The following is a 13,386-nucleotide window of genomic DNA, read 5'->3' on the forward strand; positions in this document are numbered from 1 at the left end:
TTGGTTCGCAAGCAGAAATTGTAGCGTGGCCAAGGGGAGCAGTACCTGTGGGAGCGGGTTCACCCGCGAAGTGCCGGCCCAGGCGACCTGTCTTCTTGCCATGCCCAAAGTGCCTTGCGGCAATCGGTAGCCTTCCAAGACAGGGGCCTGGCCCTTTAACTGCATGGCACAAGCGTCACACGGGTGACGCATCATCCTTAAAGTCGTATCGGGGAATGGAACATCGTGAACATCAAATGGGCAGAAAAACTGCGCAAGGGCCTGCACGGCTCGGCCGACTCGCTGGGCAACCTGTGCGTCGAGGCGTTCCATTACCTGGCGTTGTTCGGCATTGGCGCGATCACCGCCTACGCGGCGGTGGCGACGTTCCTGGAAATGCTGGGCAAGGGCGGGATCAGCGTCGATGACATCCTGCTGCTGTTCATCTACCTGGAGCTGGGGGCGATGGTCGGTATCTACTTCAAGACCAACCACATGCCGATCCGCTTCCTGCTGTACGTGGCCATCACCGCGCTGACCCGCCTGCTGATCGGCGATGTCTCGCACCACAAGGCACCGGACGAAGGGTTGCTGTACCTGTGTGGGGGCATCCTGTTGCTGGCGTTCTCGATCCTGGTGGTGCGCTACGCGTCGTACCGCTACCCCTCGACCAAGGTGCTGGATGCCAATGGCAAGGCAGTGGAGGAGGGCAAGTAGCCCTCAGTTGGCAACGAAATGGCGCGGCTCGTGGCGGGCGTCACGGGTCAGCGCGGCCAGCACCTGCATGGGGTTCTGGCTAAGTTCGATCGCAAGGCCCAGGCGGATGCTGTCGATCACCCGTTGCAGGCGCACCGGGTCGTTGCGCTGGGCCTGGGTGATGAGGCGCTTGGCGACCACGCCGGCGTCGTCCGAGAGGGTCAGCATGATGCTGCCGTCGAGGTTGGCGATGCTCAGGTTGACCCGGTATTCGGGGGCGAATGCAGCACTGATTCGGTCGAAAGGGTTGTTCATGCCTGGGGCCCTGCGAAGAATGTCTGCAGAAGTTGACCGGGCACAGCCAGGTTGGTTCCTGGCAGGCAATTAGCCATTATCGCAACTACACTCCTTGAATCGCAGCCGCGACGCATGGCCAGTGGCCGGCAAAGGAGTGCCCGTGGTTCCCTCATCTGCTGCCCGTCAACGTGGCGCAATTGGCCTCATGGCGGTGATAACCCTGGGCCTTGCCCTGTTGTTCATGCTGGTGGTGATCGACAGCGGCCGCCTGTACCTGGAGCAGCGCAAGCTGCAGCGCGTTGCCGACATGTCGGCGCTGGAAGCGGCAGGCCAGTTTGCCGTGTGCACCGGCAGCGGGCCCCAGGCCAACGCGATTGCCCGCACCGCCGCCACCCGCAACGGCCACGCGGCCAGCAACCTGCTGACCGCCAGTTGCGGGTACCTGCAGACCGGCGCCAACAGCTTGCGCACCTTCACCAGTGACAACAATCGCAATGAAGCCATCCGGGTGGATGTGAGCAGCACGGTGCCCACCAGTGTTGCGACGGGGGTGTATAGCCTTGCGCAGGGCAGTGGTGTGCCGTTGACCACGACCTTGCAGGCGCATGCAGTGGCATCGTCGCCTCTGCCGCCGCAGGCGATGTTGAGTATTCGCAGTACTTTGTTAACTGTGGATTCTCGGCAATCTCTATTGCTCAAGCGATGGATTGAGTTCCTGGGAGGCTCCGCTGAGATAAATTTGCTCGGCTGGCAAGGTATCGCAAAAACTGATGTGAACCTGCTTAGTTTTCTCGATCAACTGGCCTTGGACCTAGGTGTCACGGTCGGCGACTACCAGGCATTGCTTGTAGCAAACGTCAGCTCTGCTGAGTTGCTGGAAGCGATGGTCAAAGTGTTGCAGCAGAGCGGAGCTGCCGCTGATGTTGTGACCAATCTTGGCAAGGTTAAACTGGACATTGATGAGCTCAGGTTAGGCGAAATTCTGGACTTACAGAATGGCACCACTCAAGCCGGTCTTGATGCAAGCATCCACGCACTGCAAATGGTACAGGCAGTGATTGAGCTGGCCACCAAGCGTCATGGTGCTACGGTTGACTTGTCGATTGATGTTTTGGGGTTGGTTAATGGGCGGGTGCGTTTCAAGGTGATCCAACCCATGCAGTTTTCAGCGGTGGGTGACCCTCGTACTGATGAGTTGCGTGTGCACACGGCTCAAATCCCTGCAATGATTTCGCTGGACGTGCCTCTACTGACCACAGTCTTTGGGTTGGCTGAAGCTCTGGCCGATCTCATTTCACCCTTAACCAATATCATCAATAACCTGCTCAGTCTTAATTTAGTCACTACAGTGAAGTCAGTGCTCTGTCTGGTAGGGGTGCCCTGTACAGTCAGCGACATCATCCTTGTTCCTAACAAGTTTCAGATTGATATTGGTCTACAGGTTGCAGAGGCGACTGCGCGCCTTGATCCCAAATCTGCAGATACCTTCAGTTGTTCACCCAAGCGTTTGACAACTCAGACCCAGAGCTCGGGTCTCAAAATAGCTATTGGGCAGTTTGAATCTACGGATGCGTTTTTTACCGGTGGTACAACGGTGGTCAAAGCGTTACCCCTCATCGATATAGGCACTAAGCGGTGTACGCGGTTTCTGGTTTTCCCTGCTACTTGCGAGAGCCGTGTACCTTATGCAGGTGGCGGCCTGGGTATGCGGGTCAACAGCAAGGTGTTGAGTACAAGTTTGAATGAACGTCCGCTGGTGTTTACGTCACCACCCAATATCGGCGCCGATCCTTTGTTCAACCCCATTCCGTCGGTCAACGACAACGTCGTCGGCAGCCTCAGCGAAACCCTGTCGGGGGTACATCTGGAAGCCTACAAACCTACCGGCAACAGCGGCCTTGGCGAAGTATTGGTTATCGTCACCAACGTACTCAACGACGTGAAGGACATCCTTGATCCCCTGATCAAAAACCTGCTCAGTCCGTTGCTCGATCCAATAATAAACGTGCTGCTGAAAGTATTGGGCATCGACCTGGTCAACGCCGAAGTCGGCGCCAACCTCAGTTGCTCTGGCGGCCGCGCTCAGCTGGCACTGTAAAGCGGCAACCACACCCGCAAGCACGCACCTTCGTTGCAGTTGTGCGCTTCCAGCCGGCCGCCCATTGCTTCGACGATGCTGTGGCTGACCGACAAACCCAGGCCGGTGCCCATGCCGGCGGGCTTGGTGGTGAAGAACGGTTCGAAGATGCGTTCGAGCAGGCGCGGGTCGATGCCGCCGCCGTTATCTTCCACCAGCAGGCACAGTTGCCCTTCCTCGACGCGCTGGCTCACACTGATCCGCGGCTTGGCAACCCGCCGTTCGAGCAGCGCATCACGGGCATTGACCAGCAGGTTGATCAGTACCTGTTCGAGCTGGTCCTCATGGCCCAGTACTTCCGGGCACAGGTCGGGCTCTTCGATGTGCAATGCCACGCCTTTGCCGCTCAACCCTTCAGCCAGCAACCCCAGCGCACCGTGCACTGCTACCCAAGCCGCGAACACATGCTGTTCGACCTCGGAGCGGCGCCCATAGGTGCGCAGGTGCTCCACCAGGTGCGCCACGCGCTCGACCTGGGCGTCGATGCGTTGCAGCTTGCCCGTCACATACTCGGCATCGACCTCACCGCTTTCCAGGCGCTTGAGGGTATTGACCAGCGCCAGGCGCATGGTGCTCAACGGCTGGTTGATTTCATGCACCAGGCCCGTTGCCAATTCGCCCAAGGTGGCCATCTTGGCCCCTTGCAGCAGTTGCTGCTGGCTGTGGCGTACCTCGGTATTGTCGCGCCCCACCGCCTGCACTTCCTGCAACTGGCCGTGCTCATCGAACAAGCCACGCTCGGCCCACACCCACCAGGCTGCCCTGCGCCCAGGCAGTTGCAGGCAGATTTCGGCACTGGCCAAGGGCTGCGCCGGCGTCAACCGCGCCAGGCGCTGGAGAAAAGCCGCACGTTGGCTGTCGGATAGCCACTGACCAAGGTTCATGCCCCTCAATTGTTGTGGTGCGCACTCCAGCTGTTCGGCTAGCGGGTGGTTGCCAAACAGCAGTTCGAGGTCTGGGCGGTAGCGGCAGATCATGGCCGGCGAGTCTTCTACCAGCACGCGGTAGCGCTCCTCGCTCTGGCGCACCTGCTCGGCCGCCTCGGTCGCTTCGCTGACGTCCAGCCACAGGCCGACTGCCTCGACAGGCTGGCCCAGGTCGTCACGCAGCAGGCGGGCTTCGTCCAGTATCCAGTGGTAGCGGCCAAGGTGGTCGCGCAGGCGGTAGCGGCTGCGGGCCTGGCCGTCGCGCAACAGCGTGCGGGTGCGTTCCAGCCACAACCAGCGGTCGTCGGGGTGCAGCGTCTGGCCTGGCTGGCGGGCCTGTTCGCTGTCCGGCTCCCAGCCCAACAGTGGCGTCAGGCTGGCGCTGAAGAATTCACTGTGCAGCGCGCCTTCGGCATAGCGCTGGACGTAAATCACGGCGGGTGAGCTGGCGATCAGGTTTTCCAGCCGGGCGCGCGCGGCCCCGGCCTGTAGCTCCTGGGCCTTCAACGCGCTGATATCGAGCAGAAATCCTTGTACCTGGCGGCCTTGCACCTGGCCGACCCATTGTAGCCAGCGCGGGCTGGTCAGGCTGTTGGCGGGCAGAAGGCGCAGGCTCAGGTTCAACGCAATGCCTTCGCGCAGTTGCTCCAGCGCCATGCGTGCGGCTTCGCGGTCGGCCGGGTGCAAGCGCCCCAACCATTGCTCGGCGGTGGCTTCCGGCGGTAAGCCCAGGCGCAAGGCCAGGGCCGGGTCAAACTGCAGCGGGCCCTGCAGGGGCCATGACCACCAGCCAGCGCCCAGCTGCTGTTGCAGTTCATCCAGGTGGCGCGAGCGTTGCCGCAACTGCTGCTGACGCAGGCGAGTGAGCAGGGGCTCGATCAGCGCCTGCAGCAAGGCAGCGACCGTTTCGCTGGTCGGCGGCCGTGGCGCGCCCGCGCACAGCAACCAGGCCTGCACGGTATGGCCGTGCAGGTAGGGCACGGCCAACAATGGCAAACCGGCGCACGATGGCTGCAACAGCGGGTTTCCAGCAGCTATTTCACGGCCCCGTGGCGGTAGTGTTTGCAGCCAGGGGCGCAAGCGCTCGTCCTCGGCCCAGGGCCAGTCGTTGTCGCTGCAGGTGTAGGTGTACCAGCCGCTATCGCCCGGCAGCATCAGGCGCACAGAGCCGGCATGCCAGTGCTCGGCGAGTTGCTGCAGTTGTTCGGTGGCTGTCAGCAGCAGGCGTTCTTCGTCGCAGTCGCGCAGGCTGCGGCCAAGCTCCGTTGCCAGCTTCTGCTGGGTGAGGCGATGGCCGTGCTGTTCGCGTTCGCCCAGCAGGTCACCGATATCGAACACCTGCAGCAGCCAGCCATCGGCCTGTCGCTGAAGCCAGCCACGGGTGTGCAGGGCAGGGCCGTGCACGGTCGCAAAATCAAGGTCCAGCGGTTGCCCCTGCCAGTCGGCGGGGGGGCCTTCAAGTACCAGCCAGCTTTGCCGTTGCAGGTAGTCATGCACACGCGGGGCGCTGTGTGAGTTTGCAGGCAGCACCGTGCGCAAGGGCCCGGCCAGGCGCAGCACATGCCCTTGGTCATCCAGCCAGAGTTGCAGGCCCACCGCTTGCGGGGCAGGCTCGGGCTGCGTGGTGGCCGGGCCGCCCAGCCAGCGATCGAACAGGCCGCTCATAGCTGCAAGCTCGCTTCGGCCCGCAGGCGATCGGGCAGGCGCGGCACTTCACCGATCAGCGGCAGGACCAGCATCGGCAGCACGTTGGTCAGTTTCGTTTTGGGGTAATTGATGGTCACGGTCAGCAATTTGTTGGCGCCCAGGGTTACCTGCGCGTCACTGGCGGGCTGGAAGTTGAACGCGGCGGGCATCCACTGCAACTGTTGGCCGATGACCTGGTGGGCCAGGTTCTGCACATCGGTGGTGTAGCTGGCGCTGTTCGGGTCCAGGGCCACGCAGCGCCGCACGGCCTCGGCGCTGGCCTGGTTGAATGACTGCAGCATCAGCATGGGCAAGGTGTAGCTGACCAGGCCGTAGAACACCGCGAAAAAAATCATGAAGACGGCCGCGAACTCAATGGCCGCTGCGCCGTTTTGCCGTTTTGCCGGGCCTGCTTTCATGATTGCGTCTACCCTGACCATGAATCCTGAGTAACAGCATAGAACCGATCGACGAACAGGGATGGCCAATTGCCTATACACAGCCTTGCAGTGCTTGTCTGGCTTGCGTTGTGCGCCGGTCAGGATGCCCGGGAGCGGCAGATTTCCAATGCCCTTACGCTCGGTGTTGCCGCCTGTGCGCTGGCCTGGCTGCTGGCCACCGGGCATAGCTGGCTAGGTGCCAAGGGCAGCGATGCGGCATTGGCTTTCGTCATCGTTTTACTACTGACGCTGCCTGGCTACATGCTCGGCCAGTTCGGGGCTGGGGACGTCAAGCTGCTTGGCGCGCTGGCGCTGGCTACCAGCGTGGACCACGTTCTCGGTACCTTCATTGGTGCCGGAGTGGCACTGGTGGCCTGGCAGATGGTGCGGCGCAGGGCACGCCAGCCGTGGGAGAAGAGGCCGTTTGCGCCTTTTTTGCTGGCCGGTTTTGCCGTTTCGCTTGCCTGGCTTGAGTATCGCGTCGCCTGTTAGATCGAGCGCCGCCCGCGCGGCGCATCGCGACGCAAGGCCGCTCCCACATTTGTTTCGGGCCAATCCCGCTTGTGCCATTGGCGCGCGACCCCTTGTGTGTTCCATTCGATATCGAAGGTTGCGTCGCCGCTTCTCTGCAATCTCCAGCCGTGCACCCAGGGAGCGCGCGCCGATGGCGCAGGAATAACTGGCCCGAAACAGATGTGGGAGCGGCCTTGCGTCGCGATGCGCCGCGCGGGCGGCGCTCGATCTCCCAGGCGACGCAAAAATACCCGCGAACTAATTATTCCGCTCTGTCATCTTGGTCCAGCGGTAGAAGTCGGGGATTTCGTACTTGTAAGTATCCAGCCAGCGCTGCATGGACTGGTCACGCTCCCGCGCGGTTTGCACCTGCAGGCGCGTGGATGCCTGCTCGCCGCTGGACTGCACGCGCAGCAGCCGTTCGGTGGCCGTTTCGTCCGCAGCGGCATGGCGCGGGTATTCCTCGGCCATCAACGTCGCGCTGCCTACGCAGCAGGCCAGTAGCATCACGTACCTGATCATGATCACCTCCGCGTATCAATTGACCATCATGTCCGGGGCCCTGGCCGATGCAATCGGGCCTCGGCCGCCGGCCTTGATCTTGCCGGCCCGCGCCTGGGCTTCGGCAAATTGCCCGGCTTTGAGCTGCAGGCGGCCGACCAGGTCGGTGGCCTGCAGCCAGTTGTCCTGCACCAGCGCCAAGGTCACCAGGTTGACCGCAGACAGCGTGTTGTCGTCCTTCAGTTCGATTGCCGTCAGCAACTCGAAGCGCGCCTGGTCATAGCGGCCCAGGTTCATCAACACCACGCCCAGATCGTTGCGCACCCGCTCGTCGGTAGGCGCAAGCCGTACGGCGCGTTGCAGGTTTTGCAGGGCCTGTACGTCGTCACCGCGGGCCGATGCCAGTTGGCCCAGGCCGTGCTCGCCTTCGGCAGCCAGGCAACCGCCGAGCAGGCTGCGGTACAAGGGCTCGGCCTCGCTGAGGCCAAGCAGCCGTGACACCTTGGCCTTGCGCAGGCGCACCTGGTCGAAGGTGTCCGGCAGTTGCTGCAGGTGGGCAAGGCTGGCGTGCGGGCGCCCGTCGTTGAGCATTTCGTCTGCCAGGTTCAGTGCCAGTTGCTGGTCGGCGTCCGGCTTGTTGCAACTGGCGGTGGCGAACAACTGGCGCAGGCCTTCGGGCTGTTGCCCGGCGCATCCGGTCAGCAACACCAGGCTTGCGCACAACAGGATTGTCTTCATCAATCAGTCCTCATGGGCTCAACGCCCGCGCCAATGCAGAAAAGCCTGGCCCGGCAAGGACAATGAGCAAGGCCGGAAACAGGAACACCATCATCACTGCCGACATCTTTGCCGACATCATCGATACCCGTTCTTGCAGGCGGGTCAGGCGACGGTCGTCGAGCAGCGCCTTCAGTGCCTGCAACGACTTCATTGCGCCGCTGCCCTGTGTCAGCAACTGGCGCAGGATGACGCAGGTATCGGTGAACTCATCCACAGCCAGCAACTGGGCGACCTTTTCCAGCTCCGGGCCGAGCGCCATGCCCGAATCCACCCGCTGCAGCACCTGGCGCAGCTCTGCGCTGATGTGCGGGATCAGCGTCCGGCCTTCGTGGCTCAGCACGCGCAGGGCCTGTTCAACGGCCAGGCCGGTCTCGAAGAGAATCCGCAGCAAGGGGATCATCAGGCTGACCTCTTCTGCGATGCGCCGCTGGCGACGGGCCGCAGCCACGGCCAACAGGCGTTTGGGCAACAGGTAACCGACGCCCAGTGCGCACAATGGCCAGACCATCCAGCCGGCCGCGGCGCTGCCCTTGAACCCCTGTTGCAACAACAGCGTCAGCGCCACGGCCAGCAGCGGCAGGCCCAGCTGAACAGCGGCAAACAGGGCGCGCTGGCGGCTGCGGCGCCAGCCGATCCGCTCAAGCAGGGCCTGGCTTTCGCCGTCGAATTTCTGTAGCCGCTGCCCCCACGCGCTCCTGCCCAGCCACTGCAGCCAGTCGCCCAGGCGTTCGTCGCGGGTCAGTCGCCCTTGCAGACGTCGGGTCACCAGTACCCGCGCTCGCCATTGGCGAATAACCTGCAGACCAAACAGGCTGGCGGCGATGAACAGGCACAGGGCGCAGATCAGCAAGGCCATGATCACAGGCTCCTCATCATTCGCCACAGCACCAGGCAGCCGAGCACCTGCAGGGCAAAGGCCAGCAACAGCATCATCTGGCCGCTGCTGTCGCGCCACATGGCCAACAGGTAATGCGGGTTGGCCATCATGAAGTAGCCGACCATGGCCAGCGGCAACGACCCGAGAATGATCGCGGTAATGCGGGTTTCGCCGGTCATCGCCTTGAGCTGACGCGCCCCTTGTTCCCGCTCGCGGATCAGCTTGATCAGGTTTTCCATCAGTTCGCTGGCATTGCCGCCGTAGCGCTGGTTGATGCGCAAGCCGAGGGCGAACAGCCGCAGTTCGTCCTGCTGGTGCAGTTCGGCCAGCTCGCTCACGGCATCCTCCAGCGCCACGCCCAACTGTACGTTGCGCCGCACCCGCGCCATGGCGGAGCGCAGGGGGTCGCGGCTGCTGTCGATGCCGCCAAGCACCGCGTCATTGAGGGTGCGGCCGGCCTTCAGGCTGCGAACGCTGTAGTCCAGCAGGCTGGGCAACTGGTCGACGATTTGCCGCATCCGCCGGCGGCTTTGCCAGCTCAGGGTCAGGTACGCCAGGGTCGGCAGGCCGACCAGCAGCATCAAGGCGGCCACCCAGCCGGCAACGATCAGCGCCAGCAGCACCACGGCCAGCCACGCCAGTAACCAGCGTTGTGGCTCAAAGTCGATAGCCCCCAAACCGGCGCGTTGCAGCAGGGCGTCGAGCCATTCGCGCCGGGCGGTGCCATTGCGCACAATGCTGAACGCCCGCCCCAGGCGTTGCAGGATGCGCTCTTCGTGCCGCTTGTACAGGCCACGGCGCAGCAGCAGCAAGGCCACGCCCAGCAACAGCGGGGACAGTGCCAGCAGCACGGGGCCGGTCACAGCAGGCCCTCTGCGTGCAGCTTGCTGCCTGCCGGGTTGGGGGCTTCGCGCAGAAAGGTATCGCCGCCACGACGATCGAGGCGGAACAGGGTGTTGGTCACGTACACCTCATCGCGCACGCCGACCACTTCCAGCACCTCGCTGACGCAGCGTCGGCCATCGGGCAGGCGGGTCAGCTGGATCACTACATCCAGCGCCGCGCAAACCATTTGCCGCATGGTCTTTTCGGCAATCTGCCGGCCGCTCAGGCCGACCAGGGTTTCCAGGCGCAGCAGCGCATCCTGTGCGGTGTTTGCGTGCACCGTGCTCATCGAGCCATCGTGGCCGGTGTTCATTGCGGTGAGCACGTCGAGCACTTCGCTGCCGCGTATCTCACCCAGGATGATGCGGTCGGGCCGCATGCGCAGGGCGTTGCGGATCAGTTCGCTGGCTTTGACTTCGCCATGCCCTTCGGCATTTGGCGGGCGGGTTTCCAGGCGCACCACGTGGGGATGGTGCAAATTCAGTTCGGCGACGTCTTCGATGGTCACCAGGCGTTCGCGAGGCGCGATCATCTGGCTGAGGATGTTCAGCAAGGTGGTCTTGCCGGTGCCGGTACCGCCGCTGACCAGAATGTTGCAACGTTTGCCCACGGCGCGCTCGAAGAAGTCGAAGATGTGCTGGTCGATGGCGCGGGTGGCCAGCAGGTCGGCACTCTTGAGCATGTCCTGGCGGAACTTGCGGATCGACAGGCACGGGCCGTCCAGTGCTACAGGCGGAATGATCGCATTCACCCGGCTGCCATCGGGCATGCGTGCGTCGACCATTGGCGAGGATTCATCCAGGCGCCGGCCAAGCGGGGCGAGGATGCGCTGCATCACACGCTCCACATGGTGGGCGTCGATAAAGCGCAGGTCGGTTTGCTGCAACAGGCCCGCCCGTTCGACGAACACCCGGTGCGGCCCGTTGACCAGGATTTCCGTGACGGTGGGGTCACGCAGCAACACTTCCAGCGGGCCGAAACCGGTCAGCTCATCCACAAGCTCTTCGGCCAGGCGCTCCATTTCGTAGCGCGACATGGCCAGGCGTAGCCGCGCGACGTAATCGCCCACCTGCTCCAGCACGAACTGGGTCAGCGCTGGCCGGGCGCCTTCGAGCAGGTTGCGGCCGCTGTCCTCGATGGCGTCGATGGCAAAGCGGTGCAGCGCACGCTTTAGCGCGTAGGGGTCGCCGGAGGCGTGTTGCTGGCCCCCAAAGGGTTGGTCATTGCTCATTTGCTCCCCCAAAGCCGACGCAGCCAGGTGAAGGCGGGTGGTGCGAGGTTTTCCGAGCGCCGTGCCAGGCGTTCGCCCAGGCTGCGCAGGGCTTGAGTGAGGTTTTCACGCGGGGCCAGTTCGAACAGGCTCAGGCCTTGGTTTTTCACGTTCAGGCGCACTTCCGGGCTGTAGGGGATGGCCTTGAGCAAGGGCAGCCCATAGCGTTTGGCCAGGGTATCGGCGTCGGGTGCAACGTTGTTCAGATAGCGGTCCACCAACAGGCTGGCGTGCTCCAGCTTCATGCCGTGGTCACGCCACAGGTCGAGCACTTCAAGGTTGCGCCGGCAGTCGAGGATGTTCTGGTCGGTGTAGACGATCAGTTTGTCGCAATGGCTCACCAACGTGCGCAGGGCTTCGCTGTCGGCATGCCCGGTCAGGTTCACGACGATGTGCTGGAAATGCTGGCGCAGGGCGCTCAACAGCATGTACAGCTCGGCGGCGCTGGTCTGCTGCAGCGGGTCGTCGGCCTCGGCGTAGGTCAGCAGGCGCAAGCCTTTCTTGTCGCGCGTGAATGCGCTGTCGATCAGTGTGGTATCGAGGCGGCGCAAGTGGCGCAGGGCGTCGCCGAAAAAGAACGAAGCCTCCAGGCCGAGCAGTGCCAGGCTGTCGCCACGCGGCAGGCCCAGGTCCAGCAACAGGGTTTGCTGGCCGCTCTCCTGCACCACCCGGGCCAGGTGGGTAGTGAGCAATGCCCCGTCGGCACTGCTTTGTACGCCGAACAGTACCGTCAGTCCGCCGAGGGCGGGGTTGCTGGCCACCGCCGGCATGCGCTTGCCCAGGCGGCGCACCAGCCCGGCCACTTCGCTTGCGCGCGAGCCATAGGCGACGAAGTCGCGGGCGCCAGCGCGCATGGCGTGCAGCACCAGTTGGTTGTCCATGCCATCGCCGAGGGCGACGATCGCCAGCATCGGCTTGGCCTCCAGCACCCCCTCGATCAAGGCGCACTGGCTGACCAGTTGTTCGCGGTCCAGGCCGATGAACATCAGGTTGCTGAAGGTGGCGTTAACCAGCGCCAGCAGCTCGTCGAGGCTGCCGGCGCTGGCACCGATCACCTGGCCTTGCGGCGCCAGTGCGCCTTGCAGCCAGTGCAGGTCCTCCTCGTTGCGGGTGATGGCGAGGAAGGTGGGGTTCAGGCTCTCGTTCATTGGGATAACCCGCCTTGACCATCGAAGTTGCCGTTCTCCAGGAAGAACAGGCGCCCCCAGCTGGGGTCGTAGGTGCGCAGGTTCTCGCCCGGCAGTTGCGGCAGCCGGACGTTGGCGGCCAGCGGCTGGACCAGGTGCGGGGTGACGATCATCAGCAGTTCGGTTTCTTCGCGGCGCATGGCCGAGTTGCGGAAGAACGCGCCCAGTACCGGCAGGCTACCCAGGCCAGGCAGGCGATCTACGGCGGAACGGGTGTTGTTGCTGACCAGGCCGCTGATGATGAAGCTCTCGCCATCGGCCAGGGCAATGCTGGTGTCGGTGCGCCTTACCGTCAAACCCGGCACCTGCGTGCCGGCGATGGTCACCACGTTGCTGTAGTCCAGCTCGCTGACTTCCGGCGCCACCTTGAGGGTGATCCTGCCCTGGCTGATGACGGTGGGTGTCAGCGCCAGGCGTACGCCAAATTCCTTGTATTCGATCGACACGTTGTCGCTGCCCGCGCTGGGCACCGGGATCGGAATTTCGCCGCCTGCCAGGAAGCTTGCTGTCTGGCCACTGAGCACGGTCAGGCTCGGGCGGGCCAGGGTGTAGGCGAAGCCGCTGTTTTCCAGGGCGTTGATCATGGCCAGGAAGCGGCTGCTGCCGCCGCCCCAGACGATGTTGAAGACGGTGTCGTCGAGGGGGATCGACGGGGTTACGTTGGGGACCGAACCGGGGCTGACGGACGTGCCGGGCACGGTGCCCGGCGAGCCGATCAGGCTATTGTTGGAGCCTTTGAAGAACAACCGTGCACCGGCCTCCTTGTATTTGGTGCGGCGTACTTCCACGAAGCGGATGTCGGCCTGCACCTGGCTTATCAGTTGCGCATCCTGCGACGGCAAAAAACTGTCTTCGGCCATGTCGGCACTGGCCCGGCCTTTGACGAACACCATGGCCCGGTGCGGTGACGGGGCGCATGCTGTCCACAGCATCAGGGTGGTATTGCCTTGGCCCACCGCGGTAATTACCACGCCGCGCTCTCCGCTGGCCTGTACATCGGCCACCTTGGGCTCGCCCACGGCTACCCGGCTGATCGCCAGCGGCAGGCGCAGTTCCTGCTGCAGGCCCTGGTCTATCTCGATGACCGACGGCAGCTGACTGATCGCTTCGCAGCCTTTGCCCGCCGCCTGCGCCTGGGGCAACAGCGCGGCCAGCAGCCCGGTACAACATGCTTGTCTCAAAAAGGAACTACGCATCGCTGCATCCTTGCCG

At 63.4% G+C, this 13,386-nt stretch carries 13 protein-coding genes; 3 read left to right on the forward strand and 10 right to left on the reverse strand.

From position 1 onward, the window contains the following. Positions 1-225 precede the first annotated feature (225 nt). Positions 226-696 (forward strand): phosphate-starvation-inducible protein PsiE, encoded by a 471-nt coding sequence (locus ACN6NG_RS03395; protein WP_016497960.1) that lies wholly within the window; start codon positions 226-228, stop codon positions 694-696. Positions 697-699: 3 nt separating this feature from the next. Here ACN6NG_RS03395 and ACN6NG_RS03400 read toward each other — a convergent pair whose 3' ends face one another. Beyond that, complete coding sequence (locus tag ACN6NG_RS03400; protein ID WP_016489056.1) at positions 700-990, reverse strand: DUF3509 domain-containing protein; 291 nt, start codon at positions 988-990, stop codon at positions 700-702. A 142-nt stretch (positions 991-1,132) separates the two neighbouring features. Here ACN6NG_RS03400 and ACN6NG_RS03405 point away from each other — a divergent pair, with 142 nt between their 5' ends. Beyond that, positions 1,133-3,070: a pilus assembly protein TadG-related protein gene (locus ACN6NG_RS03405; RefSeq protein WP_474312949.1), complete on the forward strand. Its 1,938-nt coding sequence runs from the start codon at positions 1,133-1,135 to the stop codon at positions 3,068-3,070. Here ACN6NG_RS03405 and ACN6NG_RS03410 read toward each other — a convergent pair. Then, a complete protein-coding gene (locus ACN6NG_RS03410) occupies positions 3,055-5,700 on the reverse strand; it encodes a PAS domain-containing sensor histidine kinase (protein ID WP_063422389.1) in 2,646 nt (881 codons plus the stop codon). The genes ACN6NG_RS03405 and ACN6NG_RS03410 overlap by 16 nt on opposite strands. Then, on the reverse strand, positions 5,697-6,140 hold the full coding sequence (locus ACN6NG_RS03415) for a TadE/TadG family type IV pilus assembly protein (protein ID WP_041167554.1): 444 nt from the start codon (positions 6,138-6,140) through the stop codon (positions 5,697-5,699). The genes ACN6NG_RS03410 and ACN6NG_RS03415 overlap by 4 nt, the downstream gene beginning before the upstream one ends. Positions 6,141-6,215: 75 nt before the next feature. Between ACN6NG_RS03415 and ACN6NG_RS03420 the strand changes: the two genes are divergently transcribed. Beyond that, positions 6,216-6,653, forward strand: a complete 438-nt coding sequence (locus ACN6NG_RS03420; RefSeq protein ID WP_197899107.1) for a prepilin peptidase — start codon at positions 6,216-6,218, stop codon at positions 6,651-6,653. A 279-nt stretch (positions 6,654-6,932) separates the two neighbouring features. Here the strand turns inward: ACN6NG_RS03420 and ACN6NG_RS03425 are convergent, their stop codons facing one another. From ACN6NG_RS03425 to ACN6NG_RS03455, 7 genes are read right to left on the reverse strand one after another with little or no spacing between them, the layout of a single operon-like run. Next, on the reverse strand, positions 6,933-7,196 hold the full coding sequence (locus ACN6NG_RS03425; protein ID WP_063422385.1) for a DUF3613 domain-containing protein: 264 nt from the start codon (positions 7,194-7,196) through the stop codon (positions 6,933-6,935). 15 nt (positions 7,197-7,211) lie between these two features. Beyond that, positions 7,212-7,913, reverse strand: coding sequence for a tetratricopeptide repeat protein (locus tag ACN6NG_RS03430; RefSeq protein WP_063422383.1), 702 nt, complete (start codon positions 7,911-7,913; stop codon positions 7,212-7,214). A gap of 10 nt (positions 7,914-7,923) precedes the next feature. Further along, complete coding sequence (locus tag ACN6NG_RS03435; RefSeq protein ID WP_474312951.1) at positions 7,924-8,811, reverse strand: type II secretion system F family protein; 888 nt, start codon at positions 8,809-8,811, stop codon at positions 7,924-7,926. Between the two features lie 2 nt (positions 8,812-8,813). Next, positions 8,814-9,695 carry a type II secretion system F family protein gene (locus ACN6NG_RS03440; RefSeq protein WP_338745180.1) on the reverse strand — a complete coding sequence of 294 codons (882 nt, stop codon included), beginning with the start codon at positions 9,693-9,695 and terminating at the stop codon, positions 8,814-8,816. After that, entirely contained in the window at positions 9,692-10,948 is a 1,257-nt protein-coding gene (locus tag ACN6NG_RS03445) for a TadA family conjugal transfer-associated ATPase (protein WP_043197908.1), read from the reverse strand. The genes ACN6NG_RS03440 and ACN6NG_RS03445 overlap by 4 nt, the downstream gene beginning before the upstream one ends. Beyond that, a complete protein-coding gene (locus tag ACN6NG_RS03450) occupies positions 10,945-12,135 on the reverse strand; it encodes a CpaE/TadZ family protein (protein WP_016497970.1) in 1,191 nt (396 codons plus the stop codon). Before ACN6NG_RS03450 ends, ACN6NG_RS03445 begins: the two co-directional genes overlap by 4 nt. Continuing rightward, entirely contained in the window at positions 12,132-13,370 is a 1,239-nt protein-coding gene (locus ACN6NG_RS03455) for a type II and III secretion system protein family protein (protein ID WP_063422379.1), read from the reverse strand. The genes ACN6NG_RS03450 and ACN6NG_RS03455 overlap by 4 nt, the downstream gene beginning before the upstream one ends. Positions 13,371-13,386: the final 16 nt, after the last annotated feature.

It is taken from the genome of Pseudomonas sp. TSO6 (genome assembly GCF_056098905.1).